Raw genomic sequence first — 22,182 nt, forward strand, 5'->3', positions numbered from 1 at the left:
AGAAGGAGAGAACCGTGCACGACGTTCGTGGGCTCGATGAGTTCGCCGCGGTCGAAGACCATCTGCTGCGCTGGCACGCGCCGGCCTTCGGACGGCCGCACGCCCTCTCGGAGCCCGAGGTGTCCGCGGACGGCTCACAGGTGCTCGTCACGGGGTCGGTGCTGGACCGGCTCCAGGGCGTGCCGGTCCCCCGGCTGTTCACCGTCCGGAAGGGGGCGCTCGTTCCCGCGGCACCGTCGGACGGCGCGTCACGGGGCGGGCGGTTCGCGCCGGACGGCACACGGTTCGCGTTCCTGCGTGCCCCGCACGGCGAGGAAGGGTTCCAGCTCCATCTGAGCTCTCCCGCCGAAGCCGAGGCCGACGCCGAAGCCGTGGCGCCGGCCGAGGCCGCCCCGCGAGCCGAAGCCGCCCCGCGCGTCGACGGGACCGTCGAGTACCTGCACTGGTCGCCCGCGGGTGACCGTGTGCTCATCGGTGTGGCGGGCAACGGAGCGGATCTCTCGGGCGGCCAGGGGTCCGGCACGACCGCGAGGACCGGTCCCGGCCTGCCGACGTGGCACCCGACGGTGGAGAGCGGTGTTCCCGAGTCCGCCTGGCGCACCCTGTGGATCTACGACGTCACCACCGGCACGCTCTCTCCGGCCTCACCCGAGGGGGTGAACTGCTGGGAGGCGAGCTGGTGCGGTCCGGATCGCCTTCTCGCCATCACCAGCGGTTCTCCGAGCGAGGACTCGTGGTACGACTCCACACTCGCGATCATCGATCCCTCGGACAGGTCACATCGCGATCTGCTGCTGAGCCAGGTCCAGTTGGCGCTTCCCGCCGCTTCTCCGGACGGCCGGTACGCGAGCGTCGTGGAGGGCGTGTGCAGCGACCGCCAGGTGATGGCCGGCGACCTGATCGTCATCGATCTCGCGTCCGGCGCGCGATCGGCCGTCGACACGGCGGGGACGGATGTCACAGCCGCCCGATGGTTCTCTCCCCACCGTCTTGGATACGCCGGACAGCGGGGGCTCGACTCCGTACTGGCGCGCTACGACGCGAAGACCGGCGCCGTGACCGAGCTTCGGTCCACCTCCCGCTCCTCGGGCTACCGTTACCCGGACGCCGCGTTCACGTCGTCGGGCGTGGCGCTCGTCGTCGAGGACGCCTACCGGCTTCCGCATCAGCTCGTCAGGGTCTCGGGGACCTCGGCGGAGGTCCTCGCTTCCGTCCGGCACGACGGAACGGACTATCTGCTGTCGGTCTGCGGCTCGTCGGCTGCCGTCTCCTGGGAGGCGCCCGACGGACTGCGCGTCGAAGGAGTGCTCGCCGTACCGGAGGGCGACGGGCCGTTCCCGCTCGTCGTCAACATCCACGGCGGCCCGGTGTGGGCCTTCCAGGACTCGTGGTCGATGCGGTACCCGTGGGTTCCGCTGCTGGTCTCGCGGGGCTACGCGGTGCTGAGCCCGAACCCGCGCGGAAGCGGGGGACGCGGCCAGGACTTCGCCGGCCGGGTCGTAGGAGACATGGGCGGCCGGGACACCGCCGACATCCTCTCGGGCATCGACGACCTCGTCGGCCGCGGTCTCGTCGATCCCGCTCGTGTCGGACTGATCGGCGGAAGCTACGGCGGATTCATGTCCTCGTGGCTGGTCACTCAGGATCAGCGCTTCGCCGCGGCCGTTCCTGTCTCGCCCGTGACCGATTGGTACAGCCAGTCGTTCACGAGCAATGTCGCCGGCTGGGGCAAGGCGTTCCTGAAGGCGGATCCCGAGACACCGGGGACGATGGCCCACACGCGCAGCCCCGTACTCCGGGCGAGCGCGGTACGGACGCCGTGCCTGAACGTCGCCGGCGCGCTCGACCGGTGCACGCCCGCCGCTCAGGCGCGTGAGTTCCATCAGGCGCTCACGGCTCACGGCGTCGAGTCCTCCCTCGTGATCTATCCCGAGGAGGGGCACGGCATCCGGAGCTACTCGGCCATGGCCGACTTCCTCACCCGCGTCACCCTGTGGTTCGGCCGGCACATGCCGGCGTGACCCGGCCGAGCGCCCGGTGGCCGGCGCTCAGCCGCGCGGCGTGGCATCCGGGTCGCCACGAGTCTCCCGGACCGCGGCGACGAGCGTGCGGGTGTAGGGATGCCGCGGTCTCCCGAGGACTTCATCGACGGAGCCCGCCTCGACGATCTCTCCGTGACGCAGGACGATGAGCCTCTCGGCCATCTGTCTGACCACGGCGAGATCGTGGGTGATGAAGAGGATCGCCATCCGGTGCCGGCCACGGAGCTCCCTGAGCAGGGACAGCACCTGAGCCTGCGCGGAGACGTCCAGTGCCGCCACGGGCTCGTCGCAGATCAGCAGTTCCGGCTGACGTGCCAGCGCTCGCGCGATCGCCACGCGCTGCCGTTCACCGCCCGACAGATCCGACGGGAGCCGAGTCGCGTACTCGGCAGGAAGCCCGACCTGCGTCAGAAGCTCCGCCACGCCGTCCGCGCGCTCGTCACGCCCGGCGACGCGCAGGACCTCGCTCAGGACGCCGCCGACGGTGCGCGCCGGGTTGAGCGACGCGTAGGGGTCCTGGAAGACCATCTGCACTCTCCTGCGTGCCTCGCGACGCTCGCGGGGGCGCAGAGCGCGATAGGACGCCAGATCGAGATCGCCCAGCGTGATCCGTCCCGCGTCGGCGGTGGCCAGGCCGAGCAGGATCCGGGCGATCGTGCTCTTCCCTGATCCCGTTTCGCCGACGAGCCCGAGCGACTCGCCGGCGCCCAGCTCGAAGGACACACCCCGCAGTGCGGCGACCGTCCGCCGCTTCCCGATGACGGGCGAGTTCGTGTACGACTTGCGCACACCGTCGACGGTGAGGAGGGAAGAGGCCGCGCCGGCCACTGGTCGCGGGCTCGCCTGCGATCCCTTCCCGATCTCGCGCTGGAGGGTGTCACGGATGTCGTCGATCCGCACGCACGCGCTGCTTCGGGCGGGACCGATCCGGCGGAGCGGCGGACGCGCGTCGCGGCAGACATCGGTCGCCCACGAGCACCGCGCGGCGAAGGCGCACTGTGTCGCTACGGCGTCGGCCGACGGAACGCGCCCCGGGATGGCGCTCAACCGCGCCGCGAAGTGGTCGAACGGCGGCTCCGCGAGTCTCAGGCGTACGGTGTAGGGATGTCCGGCGGTCCCGGCGAGGTCGCGCGCGGGCCCTTCCTCGACGAGTGACCCGGCGTACATCACGTGGACGCGATCGCAGACCGAGAACGCGACACCGAGGTCGTGGGTGATGAGCACGAGCGCCATCCCGCGCTGCCGCGTGATCTTCCCGAGAAGGGCGAGCACCTCGCTCTGCGTCGTGACATCGAGCGCCGTCGTCGGCTCGTCGGCGATGAGGAGTTCGGGGTCACCGGCCAGAGCGCACGCCATCGCGAGTCGCTGCCGCATTCCTCCCGAGAGCTGGAAGGGACAGCGTGCCGCCACGTCGGCGGCGAGACCGACCTCGGCGAGGCGACGCTCGATCTCGGCCCTCATCCCGCCGCGATGCGCCGCGGGATCGCGCAACGACTCCACGATGTGGGTCGCGGCGGTCTGCACGGGGTTGAGCATCGTGAACGGATCCTGCATGAGGAGGCTCATCTTCCGGCCGCGCATCCTGCGCAGGACCGGCTCCGGCGCGCTCAGCACGGAGCGCCCGCCGAGGGTCACCTCTCCCTCCGCCCGGATGCCACGAGGAAGCAGCCCCGTGACCGCCCGGGCCGTGAGCGACTTCCCGCTGCCCGACTCCCCCACGATGCCGATCGTCTCGCCTGCGCGAAGCTCGAACGAGACGTCGCTCACGAGCGTGCGTCCGTCCGGGGCCCGGACGGTCAGCCCGGACACCGACAACAGCCGTGCGTCGTCCGGAATGCCTTCTCGTGTACGGAGCGTGGTCATCGAACCGTTCCCTTCCGTCCCGCCGCCTCGTGAAGCCGGTCACCGAGGAGGGTCGCGCAGGTAGCCGTACAGATGAGTGCGATCGCCGGTGCGGCGGAGAGCCATGGGTTGATGAAGAGGTAGGTCTGGCCGGACGCGATCATGGATCCCCAGTTCGGCGTCCCGGGAGGGACACCGATGCCGAGGAAGGCCAGCGCGGCGTATCCGACCATCGCTGTGACGATGTCCAGGAGGAATGTCGCCACGACGGTCGGCACGATGTTCGGCAGCACGTGGGCCAGCATCGTGCGTGGATTCGACAGTCCCGACGTTCTCGCCGCCTCGATGTACGGCAGTGTCACCTGCGCCAGCGTCACACTGCGGATGATGCGTATCTGGTACGCGATGGAGAGGAAGGTGAGCACGATCGCCACCGTCCAGTAGCCGCCGCCGATCACACCGACCACGACGATCGCGACGATGACGGAGGGCAGCGCGTAGATGAGATCGGCGAAACGGTTGATCGCGGAATCGAGCACTCCGCCGTAGTAGGCGCCGAGCATCCCCAGGACACCGCCGATGAGCCCGCACCCGACCGCGACGACGAGAGGCCCGAGGATCGCCCACCTCGCACCCGCGACGAGGAGGGAGAGGACATCGCGCCCGAGCACGTCCGTTCCCAGGAGGTGGCCGTCGCCCGGCGGCGCGACACCGGTGAGGGGGTTCTGAGCCATCGGGTCGTGCGGGGCGATCGTCTCGCCGAAGATCGCGCATACCGCGACGAGCACAAGAACGGTGACCGCGATCCCGTGGACCGGCGCGCCGCGCGGCATCCCGCGCATCCGCCGCCCCGGCTCTCGTCCGCGTGCGGTCGCGGGAGGAGTGAGGGTCATGACCGGCCTCTCGTTCGCGGATCGATGACCAGGGTCAGCAGGTCGACGAGTTGGTTGACGGCGACGATGAGGAGGGCCACCAGGAGAGTGAGTCCCTGGACCACCGGAATGTCGTTGTAGTTGACGGAGTCGACCATGAGCGTGCCCACACCCTGAAGCGCGAAGACCCGCTCCACGAGTACGGTTCCCGACAGGGCGACGATGAGAACGACCCCACTGGCCGTGACGATCGGCAGCGCCGAGTTGCGCAGGGCGTAGCGTGTGAGGACCTTCCCGCGCGCCACTCCCCGAGCCCTCGCGAACGTGACGTAGTCCTGATCCATCACGTGCATCGTGGCCGCTCTCGTCTGTCTCAGGAGGAGCGCCGACATCGACACCGCCATCGACACGGCGGGCAGGGTGAGGTGCCGTACGCGCCCGAAGAACCCTTCGCCCGGCCCGTACACCGGCAGCCAGTTGAGCCGGACACCGAACACCCAGATCAGCAGGATGGCGACGGCGAAGGCGGGTGCGCTCATGGCCACGATCGCCGCCGTACTCGTGATCCGGTCCGCCGCGCGACCGCGTCGCATGCCCGCGAGCATGCCCAGCGGGATGCCGGCGGCGACGACGAGGACGAGTGCGTACGCGGCGAGTTGCAGTGTCAGCGGCAGCCGGGACGAGATGAGAGTCAGCACGGATTCGCCCGTGCGCACCGAGTCGCCCAGGTCGCCCCCCAGGGCGTTCGTCAGCCAGTGCCAGTACTGCACCAGGAACGGATCGTTGACGTGGTACCGCTCCTCGAGAGCGGCGACGAGCTCGGGCGTCGCCGGTCGCGTCCCGATGAGGGTCGACACGATCGACCCGGGGCTCAGCGCGAGCAGCCCGAAGATGAGGAAGCTCACGAGGAGCAGTACCCCGAGGATCGACGCGATCCTCTTCAGCAGGAAGATGAGCACGTGAGTCCGGCCTCCCTGGCCTATTCGGCGAGCAGTCGCCGCATCCAGATGCCGCTTGCCATGTCGATCGCCGTAGGGGCCTCGCTGAACGAGAAGCCCTCGCCGAGAACGATCAGGAACTGCGGCTGGTACATCGGGATGTACGGAACCTCTTCCGCGATGCGCAGCAGGATGGTCCTGGCCGCCGCGAACCGCTCGGCGTCATCACGGCTGTCCACGAGGGTCGCCGCCGGTGGCTGCAGATCTTCCGGGGCCCAGTTCGCGAAGTTGTACCCGCCCGCCCGCGTGCGGGACTCCTCACTCACGACCCGCCGGAGAAGCCCCGGATCGGGTACGGCCGCCCCGAAGGACATCGGGAACATGGCCGTCGTCCTGTGGCCGAAGACCATCTGCACCCATTCCTGCGACGACACCGGCCTGACCTTCACCGTGACACCGAGCGATGCGAGGTTCTCCCGCAGATTGAGGGCGGCGAGCTCCATCCAGGTGTCGGGCATGACCGCGATTTCCATCTCGAACCCGCCGACATGCCGCGACCGCGCGATCTCGTCGGCCGCGGCGTCCAAGTCGAATGGAATCGGGGTCAGTTCGTCGAGGAGCGCGTCGACCTCGGCCCGCGGCGCGATGGGCGTCAGCGTCCCTGGAGGCACCAGACCCCGGAGCAGGCCGGCATTCGCCCCGTACGCCGCGTGCATCACGCCCTCGCGATCGATCGCGTGCGCGATGGCCCTGCGGACGTGGATGTCGTCGAAGGGAGCCTTCGTCGTGTCGAGCGAGAAGTACTCCGCCTGCAGCGCGGGCCGGGAGAACACCGTCGCTCCGGGGATGCTCTCGAACTGCCGCAGGGTGACGGGGTTGGCGACGAGCGCCCCGTTGAGCGAGCCGGATCGCATCGCGCGCTGCGCGGTGTCGTCGGATCCGAGGAAGCTGATCGTGACGGTGTCGGGCACAGGGGCTTCGCCCCAGTAGTTCTTGTTGCGCTCGAGCCGGACGGACTCGGCGGAGCTCGATATCACGCGGTACGGCCCCGTGCCGACGGGAACGGCGGTGGGCTGTCCGAGCTCCGCGCTGTTCTCCTCGGCGAAGCGCGACTCCTGGACGAGCGCGACGAGAGCCAGCGACTGCCGGGCGGTCGGATCCGGGCGGTCGAGGGTCACCGTCACCTCGAACTCACCCGTCGCTTCGGCGCCGGCGACACTCGAGACCAGCGAGGACGTCGCGGCACCCGCGTCGGCGTCGCTGACGTGATTGATCGTCCACACGACGTCCTCCGCCGTCAGCGGCGTGCCGTCGCTGAACCGCACTCCCTCCCTGAGCGTGTAGACGATGGTGACGTCATCGGGCTCCGTGACCTTTACGGCGAGGTTCGGCGTCAGCGTTCCGTCGCCACTGAGCCGCTCGACGGGTTCCGTGAACAACGACATGACGGCCATGGCATTGGTGTCGAAGTGCCGTGTCACATCGAGGGAGTTGGGCGAGGCGCCGAGGGTGATCCCGAAGTTCGTGGCGCCCGTGCCCCTGGGCCTGTCACCCGCGTCGGAGGGACTGCAGGCGGTGAGCGCGACGGCGGTGACGGTGGCGGTGAGGATCGGAGTCAGCGTGAAACGCGCGCGTGAAGCCCTGCGCGGGCGAGGGCGGTTCTGTCTTCGCGGTGCGGTCGTGGCGTTGATGGCTGTGTCCTTTCGTTCATGAGCCGTTCCCCGGGAGAGGTACCGCCGCTGGTTTCTCGGGTGTTGAGTTCCTGTTACCGTGGGACATCGCGCGTGTCGGCATCTCCGGTTCGGTCGACGCCTCGTGGGCATCGCCCTGCCAATGAACCACGCGGTCACGTGCCTCGCGCCGTGCATCTGACGCAAAAGCCCGGCCCCCGTTGAGACAGCTGTCGAAGCTTCGCGGCGAGCCGCTCGGTGGGACCGGGGTGACGACGCCTCACGCGGCGGAAATCGCGCGGCACTAGCATCGGAAAGTGACCAATTCCCTTCAGCGCATCGCGGAGAGCCTTGCCGAGCGGCTGGGGCGATCGGCGGCCATCGACGATGCTCGTCTTCGGCTGCTCGCCCACAGCTCCCACCAGGGCAAGGTGGACCGGGTCCGCTCCGAGTCGGTCCTCCGCCGGGCGGTGCCGAAAGTGGTCGTCGAACATGTCTATACGTGCCGCGACGCCGCCACCGGCCTCTTCATCGTCACGCCCCGCGAGGACCTCGGCCTGGACGACGGCAGGATCGGTCACCCCATCGTCCACCAGGGCGCGCTCCTCGGCTTCGTCTGGCTTCTGACGTCCGAGGGCCCCGTGGAGGGAGAGCATCACGATGCCGCGCGCGGGGCCGCCGCCGATGCCGCGCTCATCATGCACCGCGACTATCTCCAGGCCGGGCTCGACCGCGACCGCGAGCACGCGCTGATCGAGCAGCTCTTCGACGGCGACGGCACCCGGCGCGCGGCGGCCGCCGCCGAGATCATCGAAGAGAGACTGTTCACCAGGGGCTCCTGTGCCGTGCTCGTCGCCGAGATCGACCGTCCCGGCGGGCATGCGACCGACGGGGACCAGCTCGCCCTCGCCTCGGGGCTCGCGGCGGTCCGGAGCAGACGGGCGCCGCAGAGCGTGCTCACCTTCGAACGGCGCAACCAAGCGATCCTGATCACCGCCGAACCGCTGGGTCCTTCGGCACGCGAGGACCTCATCGCGCTGGGGGGCTCCTTGCGCGATGCCGTATGTGCCGCATCGGATACCGACGAGTGCTGGGTGGGGATAGGGCGGTCGCGCGGCGACCTCGCGGAGGCCGCGTCCTCGTACGACGAGGCGCTGCGCACCATCCGTATCTGCCGGCGGGTGCGGACGCTCGGCCCGGTCACTCCGGTCGAGCGTCTCGGCGTCTATGAACTGCTCGGCCAGGTGTCCGAGAGCGCGTTGCGTTCGATGCTCCATCCCGGCCTGCGTGTGCTCATGGAGCAGGGCTCTCGTTCCGATTCGCTCATCCAGACCCTGGAGACGTTCCTGGACAGCGCGGGTGATGTGAAAGCCGCTTCCGAACGCCTCTTCGCCCACCGCACGAGCCTCTACTACCGTCTGCGCCGCATTCAGGAGCTGACCGGTCTCGACCTCTCCAACGGCGACGACCGGCTCATCGCGCATCTCGGGCTCAAGATCGCGCGACTCGTGGACCTGGAGACACAGGACAAGTAGGCGCGCCCCTACAGATGTCGAAAACGAGCGTCGACGTCTCCGACCGCCCGCTGATGCCTCGAACGCTCGCCCTGCGTACGTTCCCCGTAAGACACCGTCGATACGGGAGGCACACGCCATGGGCCGGAATGCGAGCCCGTTCACTGTGGCGGAGGGGAGCGGCCGCGTCGGCGCGAAGGGCTACGTGAGCGCCGGCCGCGCGGTCGCCTCCAGCCAGCACCCCACGGTCACCGAGACCATGCTGGAGGTCATGTACGCGGGCGGGAGCGCCGCCGACGCCGTCGTCGCGGGATGCGTCGTGCAGGCCGTCGTCCAGCAGGACATGACCAACCACGCGGGTTCTGTCACCGGCCTGTTCCACTCGGCGGCCACCGGCGAGATCACGGAACTCAACTCGATGGGCCGGATCGTTCCGGGTCTCTCCCCCCACCACCCGGTCCCCGGCGGCAAGGGCCTGTACGCGCCGGCCGGCACGAGGGGCCCGATGTCGGTCGTCCCGGGCTTCATGCCCGCGATGAAGGCGATCCACGAGAAGTTCGGCACCATGAGCTGGAGCGACCTCGTCGCACCCGCCGTGAGGGCGGCGCGGGACGGGCACGAGGTCACCTCGTTCGAACATCTCGTCCTGGCCCAGACCGTCGACTTCTTCCTCTACACCCCGTCGGGGCGGGAGCATTTCACACCGCGCGGCCACCTTCCCCAGGTCGGCGAGGTGTGGGCGAGCCCGGCGCTCGCGGACACGATGTCCGCCCTCGCCTCCGAGGGCCCCGACCACTTCATCACCGGAGGATGGGCCGGACAGTTCGTGGCGCGCGCGAAACAGCTCGGGTGGCGGATCACGCCCGACGACCTGGTGACGACGCCGCGCTGGTCCGCACCGGCGAGCTGGCACGTCGGCGACTACGAGATCTCCCAGCTCTCCGCCCCGGACCGGCAGGCCGTCTTCTGCGCCATCGTCATCGGTGTCCTCGACGCTCTGGACGTACCGTCCATGGGGCATTTCACCCAGTCGCCGGAAGCGGGCTACTTCATGGCGCATGCTCTCCGTCTCGCACACCACGAGACCGGCTTCATCAACGATCCCGCGGACTTCGAGGACCCCAGCCCGATCCTCCTGGACCCGGACTTTCACGGGTTCCTGGCGAAGAAGCTGCGCAAGAGCCTTCCCAGGATCGACCTGACGTCGCACGTCGAACTGAACTTCGGCAGCCATGCCCTGTCCGCGGCCGGCGGTGCGTCGAAGCAGCCGGCCGGCAGCTGTGAGCTGACGGCGGTCGACCCGCGGGGCAACTGGGTACAGCTCATGAACACACTCCAGGGCGGTGGCATCCCGGGCGAAGTGGTGGGCGGCGTCCCGATGGTCGGCAGCCACCAGATCACGTCCCTCGCGTCGCCGATCTCGGGCTGGCTCACCGGCGGCGGCCGAATGCGGGCCGTGCTGAGCAACACCATGATCCGACGGGCGGGCGAGCTCGTGGCCTCGCTGGGGAGTCCCGGAAACGTCCATTGCACGGTGCCCCAGGTCTTGGCGAACGTCGTGCTCTACGGGCACAGTCCACACGTTGCCGAAGAGCTGCCGCGCATGCTCCCGCTCACGGACGACTACGTCCTCTCCGTCGAGAGCCGCGTCGGCCGGGAGTACGTCGACGGTCTCGCGAAGCTGGGGGTCCTCGTGAACCCCCTGCCCGCGTACGACTACCACATGGGCAGTTACCAGAGCGCCTGGCGCGAGTCGGACGTGCTCCACGCGGGCTCGGGGCCGCGCCGCGAGGGATCGGCGGGAGGATTCTGATGCCGGACCACGGGGAAACGTCGAACTCCGCGGTGGACGCCGCTGTGTCGGCCGCCCGAGCGATCCTCGACGCGACCTGGCGCGTCGTCTCCCAGACGCCCTACGCCTCGCGTGAGCTGGGGCGGACCGTCGACCGGCTCCCGGATGTCGGGCTCGACGCGGTCTCGCGCAGAACGCGTGCCGGCAGCGAGATCCTCGCCCGCATCGCGCGGGTGGACACGGACCTCCTGCCGGGGGACCTCGCGATCACACTCGCGGCATCGCGCACCATGGCCGCGCGATGGGCGCGCGAAGAGGACTGGTACTGGCTCGTCTTCGACCCGATGGGGGTCGGGTTCTTCAGCATGTTCGCACCGGCCGCCTACTCCGGCGGCTTCCTGCTCAACACCGTGCACGAGGCGCTCGAGAAAGTGACGATCGGGAACGAGGTCACGCTCGACCGCTACCTCGTACTCATCGACGAGTACGGGCGGTTGGTGCGTCAGCTCGGCGAGCGCACCGCGGGGCAGGCGGACCGCGGAATCATCATGCCCGCCGCGCAGCTCACACGGGCGGCACCGCTTGTCCGCGGTCTCAAGGGCGTGGCCCGCGGTGTCTTGCGAGCGGTGGCCGAGCGGTCTCCCGACCCCTCCCACCTCGGCCTCGTCGAGACGCGCATCGCAGCGGAGGTCGATCCCGCCTTCGACGAGCTGGTTCGGATCCTCGAGAGCACCGCGTACGCGGATCGCGCTCCGGACGTCGTCGGGATGGCCCACTACCCGGGTGGAGCAGAGGTCTACGCGGAGCTCGTCAGGATCCACACCACGCTGGATCTGTCGCCCGACGAAGTGCACGATCGCGGGCACGCGAGGATGGCTCGTATCCGTGAGGACATGCGAGCGCTCGTCGCTCGGGCGGGCTTCGAAGGAACCCCGCTCGAATACCTCGCGCACCTCGCGGACGACCCCGCCTGGCGAGCGACGACGCCGGAAGAGATCACGGTCTTCTTCGACCGCTACATCGATCGCTTCGCCCCCGAGGTGGACACCTACTTCGGCTCGCGGCCACGCGCGAGTTACGGCGTGGTGCCACTGCCCGCGGCCTCGGCGGGCACGATGACGTTCGGCTACTACTCTCCGCCGCAGCCGGATCGCGACCGCGGGCTCTACCTCTTCAACGCGGCGAACCTCTCCCGGGCCGCCCTGCCCATGGTGGCCACCCTCACCTATCACGAGCTGGTGCCGGGCCACCACTTCCAGATGGCCACACAACGCGAGGCCACGGAGTTCCACCCCATCCGACGTCACGCGCCGGTCAACGCGTTCGACGAGGGGTGGGCCGAGTACGCGGCTCGTTTCGCCGGCGAGATCGGCATGTACCGGGAGCCGGAAGAGCGCTTCGGACGGCTCGTCATGGAAGCCTTCCTCACCTCCCGCCTCGTCGTGGACACCGGCATGAACGCCCACGGCTGGACCCTGGAGCAGGCCCGCGCGTACATGAGGGAGAACGCCTTCATGGACACGGCGGAGATCGACTCCGAGACCCTCCGTTACTCCTGCGACATCCCCGCGCAGGCTCTGGCCTACAAGCTCGGCGACGACTTCCTGTACGAGCTTCGCGAGGAACTCCGCGTGACGCTCGGAGACGGCTTCAGCCTCGCCGGCTTCCACGACGCCGTGCTCCGGGGATCCGGGCTTCCCCTCCCCCTTGTCGCGGCCCACGTCCGGGATTTCCTCCTGCCGAGGGCCGTCGGCGTGAACGTCAAATAATTCCGTTCCGTATGGCGTGGGAGACGGCGTGGGCCCGATTGCGTAGCCGCAGGCGCTTCATCAGACCGTGGAGGGTGTATTTGACGGTACGTTCCGAGCAGGAGAGTTTGGCCGCGATCTCGGCGAGTTCTCTGCCTTCCGCGACCAAGCGCAGAACGTCCACTTCTCGGTCACTCACGGACGCGGCCGGGCCCCTTGGGGCGAGGGCCTGTTCCATGAGGGTGTCCTGGAGGGCGGGAGGAAAACTCCCGCCACCGTCCGCGATGGCGAGCAGGGTGCGGATAAAGACGGTCACACTGAAGTCGTCGCGCCACAGCACAGCCCGGACTCCGCAGTCGACCGCTGCCGTGATGTCGGCCTGCCACTGTTTTCCCGTCACCATCACAAAGCGTGTGTCAAGGGTGCCGCTCAGGCTGCGCAGCAGGTCCAGAGCAGAGGCATCGACGACGTCCACGGCGACCACGACGACATCGGCTTCCTGAATCTTCTCCAAGGGAACTTCGCGGACACGGAGGTCGCGTTGAAGGTAGCTGACCAGTCCGGCGCGGATAATATGGTCGGGCGCGTGAATCGTCACCCGGGCGGTGTCTCTGGGGAACCGCTCAGACATTCGCCCTCCCCGGCAGGATCTGTGGTTGGTGAGGTCCTGGAGGCCGATGCTGCCACGGCGGATCGGGCCCCTGGGCTGCGACGGTCCCTTCGCCGGCTAAGGACAGGGAAACCTGGCACGAATGGTCCGACCGCCCGCCGGAAGGCCCGGGAAGGCGCGGTCGGCACACGAAGGCGATCCGTCGCGCCCGATAAGGCCCGCGGATAAATATGTGCCCGTAAGGCCAAACTCGTCAGCCTGTTCATACAACGGCGGCGCCCGCCGGCCCAGCTCCACCGTACGGTGGATCCGAGGATGTTCCCGAGCGGAGCAGAAACCCCTTGCAGGGGCCTCGCAGACACCTCGAAGGGGAAATTGTTTTCATGGATTCGCCCGGAAGGAGGGTCGGGGTGGCGATTCACGCCTCCGACCCCATCACTCACGCCGGCCTGATCGAATACATACGGAAAGACAGCTCACTGTACGAAGTCGACGGCGACAGCATCGGCGAGAACGATGTCTTCGTAGTGTCCGTGGAGACCGTGGAAATATCCACCCTGGAAATTCTGAGAAAACTGTCCAACGCATCCATCATGAGATTCCTGCTCATCGTGGAAAGCGCATGGAATGTCAACGCATCGGCCGCGATAACGCACGGAGTCCATGGCATCCTGCGGTATTCAGCCTGCTCTCCCGGTGCGTTCTCTCAAACGCTGCTGGCGATCTCCGGCGGAGTCAGGCCACATACCCGGGCGATCGAGGACATGATCACGGATTCAGGACTCCGTCGCTCTCCTGGCGCGAGCGGGAACGATATTCGGGAGAGCGGTGGCGTTTCGCCGCTGGTTTCTCACGGGTAACGGACTTCGTCCCCCCGCCGGGGCGGGCCGCCCCCGGCGTTGGCCAGGGGTCGCGGGGACGGAGCCCTGGTCAGCCCCTGCCGGGCCCGAGTGCCACTGCGTCCCCGCTGCCGCCGTCCGCCCCGGTGTCCGGCACCAGCCCCAGTTCGGCCAGTCTGCCGTCCAGCCAGGCGGTGGCCAGCTCCGTCCGGGAGCGGCACCCGGTCCGCTGGAACAGCTGGGTCAGCCGCTGCTCCACGGTCTTCTCGCTCCAGGCCAGCCCGGCCGCGATCTGCCGGTTGGTGGACCCGGCGCTGACCCTTTCGATCAGCCGCAGGTCCTGCTCGCTCAGCCGTTCCCGGGCCGCACGGTGCCTGGGCATCGAGCCGTTGCGCTCTCTCGCCGCCGGGCTGAGCAGTCTGCCGAGGGACCGCCCGACGCCCAGCGAGTGCAGGATCCGCGTCGACTCGGCCAGCCACGGCTGGGGGTCGTCGCTGATCTCCGCCAGGTACAGGCAGCAGGTGATCCTCAGGGGCAGATCGCCCTGCTGCCGCACCAATCGGTGCACGACCAGCGTGCTGTCCGTGTCCCTGTGCACAAGGCAGCGTGCGAGGAGTACCGCCTCGTGCGTCATGGGCGAGGCCACCTCCTCGTGCAGTGCCTCCAGTTCCTCCAGTGCCCGTCGCGTCACCGCCGGCATGTTCTCCCGGACCCCGAACCACAGGATCCGCTGCAGCACCCCCTCGATGCCCGCGAGTACTCCGCTCTCGCGCGCCCTCCGCACATCGCACCATGCCGCTTCGAACGCCTCGTCCGTCCGCCACGACCAGTAACGGTCACTCAGCCGTACCCGGGCCACCAGCGGATGGACGACGGAGTCGGGGATCAGGTCCAGCCACTTGCGGACACGCCCCGCCTCCCCGCGCGACGTATGGATCTCGGCTGCCAGCGCCCGGGCCAGCTGTCCCGTGTCGGTCATGCCCTCGATCCGGCCCCGCGCCTCGATCCGGCGGGCCCCTGACAGGGCGCTGTCCCAGTTCCCCGCCAGGTAGTCGCGCACCATCGCCCGGTACCGGACGGCGATGCTGTCTCCCTCCGCGACGTACCGCTCACCGAGCACAGCCTCGAAGGCCCCCGCCAGGTCCCCGTACCCGGCGGCGGTCCGCACCCGGTCCAGTGCCGCCTGGCCGAGAGCATCCTCCGGCAGGCTCCGCCGGGCGCGCGCGAACTCGGCGCCGCTGCCCGCGGCCGCGGCCAGCAGCCGCACTTCCGCGGGCGAAGGAACCGGTCCTGAGCCGGACGTCCGCCCGGCAGCCGGGAGACGATCGCTGCCGGACCCCCGCCGGGACGGCGTCGTTGTTGTCAGTCCGATCCCGTACAGCCCACCGAGCGCCGCCAGTTCGGCGGCGTCGGGTATCCGCTCCAGCGCCTTGCGGTACCGGGGGTCGGCGTCTTCCGCGTACAGGGACCGGTGCTCGTGCAGGGCCGACAGCGCGTACGCCCGGGTGACCCATTCCAGACCTTCCCGGTCCTCGCCACGCGGCCTTTCGAGGCAGGCGAGCAGCGGCTCGCCGAGCGCGAGTACGCCGGTGTGGTCGGCGCACCGCAGGCTCACGTCGGCGGACTCCCGCAGCAGGCCCGGTGTTCTGCTGTCGTCCCGCGGCAGGCGTCGCAGGACGGCGAGGTGGCCCCGGACCGCCCGGGGCGGGTCGGCCCGTCCGCTGCCGGCCGCGGCCAGCAGCAGCGGCACCGTGAGCGCGTCGTCCACCATGGAGCCCGCCGCCGCCACATGGTCGGCCAGTCGCGGGTAACTGGCGCCCGCGGCGGCGGCGCCGAGGCGATCGGTCACCGTGGTGATGACCCGGGCGTGCAGCGACCGCACGTCGCCCTGCGGGGACAGCGTCCGCAGCGCCGCCGCGAACGCCGGGACGGCGAACGCCATCCGGCCCTCCCGGTCGACGGTCAGCACCCCGTCCCTGACCAACCGGTCCACCGTACGGCCGAAGGCCTCGGGCGTCCCGCCCGGCAGCTCCAGGCGGTGCAGGTCGTCAAGTCTCAGTTCGGCGGCGTCGACCAGCCGGGCGATCGCGGCTGCCGTCACGACGGCGTCGGTGTCCAGCGACGCGTCCGGCCGGCCGATCCCCAGTTCCATGGCGTCCGCGGTGAGCCGCAGGCGTCCCTCCGGCTCGGCCAGGCACACCTGGCCGTCGATGTCGAGCAGGGCGCCGCGCTCCTCCAGGGAGCCGAGGACGGACAGCACGCCCGCCGGGTTCCCCGCCAGAGGGCCCAGTGAACGCAGCACCGCCGTCACCAGGAACGGTTCGGCGGGGCCGCCGAGCCGCTGCACGATGAGCGCGCCGGCATCGGCCGGCGGCAGGGGTGGCAGTTCGAGCACCCGGTCGGCCGCCGCGGGCAGCCGCGCGCCGGTGTGCCCCGGGCCCGTCGGCCGGCCTGCCATCACCACCGGCACGCCCGCCGGCCGGAAGCCGCGCAGCAGCAGCCCCAGGGCGGCAGCCGTCTGTGCCGACAGCCGCTGGACATCGTCGAGGACCAGTGCGAAGGGGACGTAATGGGCCGCGTCCGCCAGCGCCTCGCCCAGGGCGGACAGCAGAGCCACCTCGCCACCGCCGTCGGAAGTCCGTGACTGCACGCGCCGTACCGCGGCGACGCGCGCCGGTATCCGGACGTCATTCAGCTTGGCGAGTACACCGCAGACGGCGTCGGCGAGCACCGCGGTACCGGCCTGGCCCTCGGCGTCCTCCCACCCGAGCCGCAGGACCTTCACGCCCTCGTCGACCACCACCCGCCGCGCCCGCTCGACCACCGCGGTCTTACCGGCTCCGGCCCCGCCGGTGACCAGCAGGGAGTACGCCGAGGCGCCGGTGGACCGCAGAGCCTCGGCCACTTCCTCTGTTTCGGCGTTCCTGCCCACAAGAAGTGGACGGTATCGTCGCACGCCGGCTCCCGTTGTCCATGAGGCTCTGGAGGCCGATGCTGCCATGGCGGATCGGGCCCCTCGACTGCGGCGGGGCCTTCGTCGGCTAAGGACAGGGAAACCTGGCGCAAGGGGTCCGCCCGTCGGCCCGGAGGTTCGGTATGGCCTGGTCAACGACCTTCTTCGCGCGCGGGGCTCGGGGGCACCGGACTTCTCGGCCGGCCGTCCCCGTCACGTGTCGTCCAGGCCCTGAACCACGATGAGGGATGAGGGCATTCCGTTCGGGCCGCTCCCCTCGGCCGGTTCCCACGGCACACGGAGCCGCCGAGTGTCCCGGCCGGGGCACTCGGCGGCTCCGCCCCTCGGGGGTCAGGGGCGTACGAGGACCTTCAGGGCCGTGCGTTCGTCCATCGCGCGGTAGCCGTCGGCGACCTCGTCCAGGGCGACCGTGCGGTCGAAGACGCGGCCCGGTTCGACCTTGCCCGACAGGACGTCCGGCATGAGTTCGTCGATGTACGCGCGCACCGGGGCGGGCCCGCCGGTGAGGGTGATGTTGGGGCCGAACAGGCTGCCGAAGCCGACCGGCGCCTCTTCGTACTGCGGGACACCGACTCGGCTGATGACACCGCCGGGGCGTACCACGCCGACCGCCATCTCGTAGGCGCTCATGTAGCCGACGGCCTCCAGCACGGTGTGGGTACCGTCGCCGCCCGTCAGGTCGCGGACCTTCGCGATGCCCTCCTCGCCGCGCTCGGCGACGACGTCGGTGGCGCCGAAGTCGCGGCCGAGGTCGGTACGGTCCTTGTGGCGGCCCATGAGGATGATGCGCTCGGCGCCGAGCTGCTTGGCGGAGAGCACCGCCAGCAGGCCGACCGCGCCGTCGCCGATCACGGTCACGGTGGTGCGCGGGTTCACCCGGGCCATCTTCGCGGCGTGGTAGCCCGTGCCGTACACGTCGGAGAGCGTCAGCAGCGACGGCAGCAGCGCGGAGTCCTCGGCCACCGGCAGCTTGACGAGGGTGCCCTGGGCCTGCGGCACCCGGATCGCCTCGGCCTGGCCGCCGCCGACGCCCCCGTTCCCCCAGAACCCGCCGTGGCGGCAGGAGGTCTGGAAGCCCTCGCGGCAGAACGCACAGGTGTTGTCGGAGTAGGCGAACGGTGCCACGACGAGGTCGCCGCGCCGGAGCCCGGAGACCTCGGAACCCAGCTCCTCGACCACACCGAGGAACTCATGGCCCATCGGCGTCCCCTGTTCGGAGGCCGGTATGTTGTGGTACGGGTGCAGGTCGCTGCCGCAGACACACGCGCGCACGATGCGCACGATCGCGTCGGTGGGCTGCTGGAGGACCGGGTCGGGCGCGTTCTCCACGCGCACATCGCCGGGACCGTACATGAATGTGGCGCGCATGCGGCACCTTTCGTGGGGTCGGGTGGGGCGGACGGGTTCCGTGTGCGGATGTGCCGGTGGTTTCCGGTGGGTACTCCGTCGGCCGCGTCACCCAGCCTGGCACCGCCGGTCACGACCGGAAAGAGGAGACTTCCCTCCTGGGATGGAAACATCCTGGGAGGAAACCCGCCCCCTCACAGCGCGGGCGTCCGGTGTGAGACTGGGGCACATGACCCGCGACGCACACCGCAACGAGCTGGGGGAATTCCTCAGAGCCCGCCGGGCCGAGCTGAGCCCCCGCGCCGTGGGGCTGCCCGGCAGCGGCGCCCCGCGCAGGGTGCCGGGGCTGCGCCGGGAGGAGGTGGCACAGCTGGCCTCGATCAGCACCGACTACTACACCCGGCTGGAGCAGGGACGTATCCAGGCGTCCGCGCCCGTTCTGACCGCCCTCGCCCGGGTGCTCCATCTGGACGACGACCAGCACGACTATCTCTTCGGTCTGGCCGGCAAGAACCAGACGCGGCCCCGGCGGCGTACGCGGCAGCGGGTCCAGCCGTCCTTGCAGCGGCTCCTGGACGACCTCACCGCGACTCCGGCCATGGTGGTGGGCCGCCGTCTGGACATTCTGGCGTGGAACGCGCTCGCCGCCGCGCTGGTCGCCGATTTCGGCCGGATTCCGGAGAAGCAGCGCAACTACATCCGGCTGCTCTTCACCGATCCCGCCATGCGGACCCTGTACCGCGACTGGGAGACCGTCGCCCGCACCTGTACCGCGCAACTGCGTATGGAGGCGGCGAAGTATCCCGACGATCCCCGGCTGACGGCGCTCGTGGGCGAGCTGTCGGTGCAGGACCCGCACTTCCGCCAGTGGTGGGCCGCGCACCATGTCACCAGCCTGAGCGTGGGGACCAAGCTGCTCCGCCATCCTGTGGCGGGCGACCTCAGCCTCGACTGGGACACCCTCACCGCGAGCACCGACCCCGATCAGCAGCTCATCATCTGGACCGCCGAGGTGGGCACCGCGACCCACGACGGACTGCGCATCCTCGCGTCGTGGGCCGCGGAGCACACCGTGTCCGAGTCGGCCCCGGACAGAGGCCGGTCCCTCTCCTGAACGGCAGTGCGCCCGGGGACGTGGTGCTGGTGTCCCCGGGCGCGTGGATCGACTGCCGTACCGCCGTGCTTACTTGAGCAGGTACGCCTTCACGATGGTGACGTCGTAGACGTTGCCGCTCTTGTCGGTGAGCTTCGCCTTGAGGGAGACCGAGGTGGCCTTCTTCGGGTGGCTCAGGGACAGGCTCCGCTTACCGCTCTTCGTGGTGACGGGGGCCTTGGACCACTTCTTGCCGCCGTCGTAGGAGACCTGCACGGCCAGCGACTTGAAGTTCTTCGCCGCCGGACCCTGGATCGTCAGCGGGACCGTGAGCTTCTTGCCCGCCGCCGCGGTGCTCGCCAGGCTCAGCTTCGGGGCGAAGCCGACCGTGGAGACCGGCAGGTTCGCGAGCTTGCCGGCCGCGGGAGCCTTCGAGGTGAAGGTCCAGGACGCGGCGAGGCGGGTGGTGACGCCCGCGACCGAGGTGGAGCGGGTCGCGTCCGTGCTCACCTTGAACTTGGCCGACTTGGCGGGAAGCGCGCCGGTGTACAGGCAGAGCGGGCTCTTCGCGTTGACGACCTTCTTGCCGTCGACGGTGAGCACCGACTGCTGCTTGGACGTGTTCGAGACACCGAGGTGACCGGCGCCGTCGGCGAACTCGGTGATGCAGGCGAGCATCTCGTTGCCGTACCGCTGGACACCGCTCTCGGCGCCGACCCGCGGGGCGAACACACCGACGTTGAACGTCTCCGTGTACGTCTTCTTCGCCGTGTAGCTCTTGCGCTTCGAGGGCATCTGGAACACATCGAGTTCCGAGCCGCGGCTGTTGAGCTGACCGGCGCCGAAGGCCCACGTGAAGCCCTTGGGCGTGGTGACGTAGTTCTTCGCCGTGGCGGGCAGGGCGAACGGGTTGGTGACCGTGCCGAGCCCGAACATCCCGGAGGGTGACATCCACTGCGGGTTGACGAAGCCCCTGCGGTTCTTGACCGAGGTGCCGATCTTGGTGTTCACCAGGGCCAGTTCACTCTTGGCCGTCTTGTGCGTGAACCCGGTGTAGAGCGAACCGGACCGGTTGTAGAGCAGGTTGTAGCTGGTGCTGCCCTTCTGCCACGTACCGCCGACCTGCGAGGTGAACAGCTTCGCGGGGACCGAGGCGCCGACCTGGCCGACGCGGAAGCCCTTGAAGTTGTCCAGCATCCAGGTGCTGCCGTAGCCACCGTTCGCCGAGTTGAGCTCAAGGTTCGCGTACGAGTCGAGGATCTTGGCGGAGTCCGGCGCGGTGATGCTGATCGGCTTCGCCTTGCGGGCGTCGAAGGTGACCGTCGCGTTCTTGGTCACGTCCAGCTTCGGCTGGACCATCCAGGCGTAGTCCGCGGACTTGCCGGTCTCCACCACGGCTTCGAGCAGATACGAGCCCTTCGGGACCCGGATCTTGGTGACACCGTCGCTCTTGGTGGCCTCCACGTCCTTCCAGAACCTGCCGGTGTGACCGTAGATCGAGGCGGCCGACTTGGACGGCTTGCCCTTGGTGTCGATGAACTTCACGGTGATGTCGTACGACTCGACCTCGCGGATGGCGCCGAATGCCGTACGGACGCTCTGGCCGCCCTCGGTGGCCTTGGCGACGACCGCGCCGCCGAAGGCGCCGTCCTGGGTGCCCACACGGGTGTCCGACGTGACGTCGACACTCGCCGTGCCGCCCGCCGGGACGGTGACCTGCGGGGCGCCGAGGGTGAAGAAGCCGGCCGGGGCCGCCTTGCCCTTCGGGCCGACCGTCTCCAGCGACAGATCCAGGGTGACGTCCTGCGTACCGGTGTTGCTGTACGTGACCGTCTTGGTGACCGGCTTGTCCGTGGTGTGCGGCCACTGCTGCGTACCGAAGTTCAGCGAGGTCTGCTCACTGACGACGCTCTGCGTGATCGCCTTCGTCAGATCGGCGCGCCCGGTCCCCTGCTGGTACGGGGTCAGCCCGGTCGACGGCTTCGCGGAGGCGGTGAGCGCCTGCTTGATGCGCTGACCGGTCCAGTCCGGATGCTCCTGCGCCAGGATCGCGGCGGCACCCGCGACATGCGGGGTCGCCATCGACGTACCCGACATCGATACGTAGCCGTCGGCGGCCGGGTCACCGATGACACCCTTGGCCGCCTTCGCCGCGACGATGTCCACGCCGGGGGCGGTGATGTCGGGCTTCAGCGAACCGTCGGCGGTCGGGCCCACGCTGGAGAAGTCGGCGATCTTGTCCTTGCGGTCGACCGCGCCGACGGTGAGCGCGGAGGCGGCGCTGCCGGGCGAACCGACGGTCTCCGCGTCCGGGCCCTCGTTGCCGGCGGCGATGACGAAGAGGATGTTCTTCTCGGCGGAGAGCTTGTCGACCGCCGCCTCCAGCGGGTCCACGTCCGCCGTGTCCTCGCCGCCGAGGCTCAGGTTGGCTATGCGCGCACCCTGGTCGGCGGCCCACTGCATGCCCGCGATGATGCCGGAGTCGTCACCGAACCCGTCGTCGTCCAGGACCTTGGCGTCGATGATCTTCGCGCCGGGCGCGACACCCTTGTACTTCCCGCCCGACTTCGCACCGGAGCCCGCCGCGATCGACGCGACGTGCGTGCCGTGACCGAAGTGGTCGACGGTGTTGCCGGACCCCGAGAAGTCCTTCTGCGCGATCTCGACACCCTTGAGGTCCGGGTGCGTCTGGTCGACGCCGGTGTCCAGCACGGCGATCTTCACGCCCGTGCCGTCGTACCCGGCTCCCCAGGCGGTCGGCGCGCCGATCTGCGGGACGCTCTTGTCGAGGAGCGCCTTGCGCTTGCCGTCGAGCCATACCCGTTCGATGCCGGGGGCGGCTTCGCGGGCCTCGCTCTGGGGGTCGCCCTCGGAGGTGATGGCTTCCCAGACGTCCGCGGT

At 69.7% G+C, this 22,182-nt stretch carries 14 protein-coding genes; 6 read left to right on the top strand and 8 right to left on the bottom strand.

Features of this window, described 5'->3' with window-relative positions; genetic code table 11:
• The first annotated feature begins 14 nt into the window (after window positions 1-14).
• Window positions 15-2,021, top strand: coding sequence for an alpha/beta fold hydrolase (locus tag AB0389_RS26765; protein ID WP_366398037.1), 2,007 nt, complete (start codon window positions 15-17; stop codon window positions 2,019-2,021).
• Between the two features lie 27 nt (window positions 2,022-2,048).
• On the opposite strand, the gene AB0389_RS26770 is transcribed toward AB0389_RS26765, so the two are convergent.
• From AB0389_RS26770 to AB0389_RS26785, 4 genes are read right to left on the bottom strand one after another with little or no spacing between them, the layout of a single operon-like run.
• On the bottom strand, window positions 2,049-3,905 hold the full coding sequence (locus AB0389_RS26770) for an ABC transporter ATP-binding protein (protein ID WP_366398038.1): 1,857 nt from the start codon (window positions 3,903-3,905) through the stop codon (window positions 2,049-2,051).
• Window positions 3,902-4,777, bottom strand: a complete 876-nt coding sequence (locus AB0389_RS26775) for an ABC transporter permease (RefSeq protein ID WP_366398039.1) — start codon at window positions 4,775-4,777, stop codon at window positions 3,902-3,904. The genes AB0389_RS26770 and AB0389_RS26775 overlap by 4 nt, the downstream gene beginning before the upstream one ends.
• The gene (locus AB0389_RS26780; RefSeq protein WP_366398040.1) at window positions 4,774-5,715 is read right to left on the bottom strand and encodes an ABC transporter permease; all 942 of its coding nucleotides are present in this window, start codon (window positions 5,713-5,715) and stop codon (window positions 4,774-4,776) included. The genes AB0389_RS26775 and AB0389_RS26780 overlap by 4 nt, the downstream gene beginning before the upstream one ends.
• 20 nt (window positions 5,716-5,735) lie before the next feature.
• On the bottom strand, window positions 5,736-7,139 hold the full coding sequence (locus tag AB0389_RS26785) for an ABC transporter substrate-binding protein (RefSeq protein ID WP_366398041.1): 1,404 nt from the start codon (window positions 7,137-7,139) through the stop codon (window positions 5,736-5,738).
• A 542-nt stretch (window positions 7,140-7,681) separates the two neighbouring features.
• On the opposite strand from AB0389_RS26785, the gene AB0389_RS26790 reads away from it, so the two are divergent.
• The 3 genes from AB0389_RS26790 to AB0389_RS26800 all read left to right on the top strand — a co-directional run bounded on the left by AB0389_RS26790 (window position 7,682) and on the right by AB0389_RS26800 (window position 12,439).
• Window positions 7,682-8,899, top strand: coding sequence for a helix-turn-helix domain-containing protein (locus AB0389_RS26790; protein WP_366398042.1), 1,218 nt, complete (start codon window positions 7,682-7,684; stop codon window positions 8,897-8,899).
• Between the two features lie 118 nt (window positions 8,900-9,017).
• On the top strand, window positions 9,018-10,691 hold the full coding sequence (locus AB0389_RS26795; protein ID WP_366398043.1) for a gamma-glutamyltransferase: 1,674 nt from the start codon (window positions 9,018-9,020) through the stop codon (window positions 10,689-10,691).
• Window positions 10,691-12,439, top strand: a complete 1,749-nt coding sequence (locus AB0389_RS26800; protein ID WP_366398044.1) for a DUF885 domain-containing protein — start codon at window positions 10,691-10,693, stop codon at window positions 12,437-12,439. The genes AB0389_RS26795 and AB0389_RS26800 overlap by 1 nt, the downstream gene beginning before the upstream one ends.
• Here AB0389_RS26800 and AB0389_RS26805 read toward each other — a convergent pair.
• On the bottom strand, window positions 12,432-13,049 hold the full coding sequence (locus AB0389_RS26805; RefSeq protein ID WP_366398045.1) for a response regulator transcription factor: 618 nt from the start codon (window positions 13,047-13,049) through the stop codon (window positions 12,432-12,434). The genes AB0389_RS26800 and AB0389_RS26805 overlap by 8 nt on opposite strands.
• Window positions 13,050-13,438: 389 nt before the next feature.
• Between AB0389_RS26805 and AB0389_RS26810 the strand changes: the two genes are divergently transcribed.
• Entirely contained in the window at window positions 13,439-13,888 is a 450-nt protein-coding gene (locus AB0389_RS26810; protein ID WP_366398046.1) for a hypothetical protein, read from the top strand.
• A 70-nt stretch (window positions 13,889-13,958) separates the two neighbouring features.
• Here the strand turns inward: AB0389_RS26810 and AB0389_RS26815 are convergent, their stop codons facing one another.
• Together AB0389_RS26815 and AB0389_RS26820 are read right to left on the bottom strand one after the other, a co-directional pair.
• On the bottom strand, window positions 13,959-16,823 hold the full coding sequence (locus AB0389_RS26815) for a LuxR family transcriptional regulator (protein WP_366398047.1): 2,865 nt from the start codon (window positions 16,821-16,823) through the stop codon (window positions 13,959-13,961).
• A gap of 348 nt (window positions 16,824-17,171) precedes the next feature.
• Complete coding sequence (locus tag AB0389_RS26820) at window positions 17,172-18,209, bottom strand: zinc-dependent alcohol dehydrogenase family protein (protein ID WP_366398048.1); 1,038 nt, start codon at window positions 18,207-18,209, stop codon at window positions 17,172-17,174.
• A gap of 208 nt (window positions 18,210-18,417) precedes the next feature.
• Here AB0389_RS26820 and AB0389_RS26825 point away from each other — a divergent pair, with 208 nt between their 5' ends.
• Complete coding sequence (locus tag AB0389_RS26825) at window positions 18,418-19,302, top strand: helix-turn-helix transcriptional regulator (RefSeq protein ID WP_366398049.1); 885 nt, start codon at window positions 18,418-18,420, stop codon at window positions 19,300-19,302.
• A 69-nt stretch (window positions 19,303-19,371) separates the two neighbouring features.
• Here AB0389_RS26825 and AB0389_RS26830 read toward each other — a convergent pair.
• Window positions 19,372-22,182 (bottom strand): S8 family serine peptidase (locus AB0389_RS26830; RefSeq protein ID WP_366398050.1); only part of this gene is annotated, 2,811 nt, incomplete at its 5' end.

The sequence above is a fragment of the Streptomyces sp. NPDC093109 genome, from assembly GCF_040701725.1.
Taxonomy (GTDB): domain Bacteria; phylum Actinomycetota; class Actinomycetes; order Streptomycetales; family Streptomycetaceae; genus Streptomyces.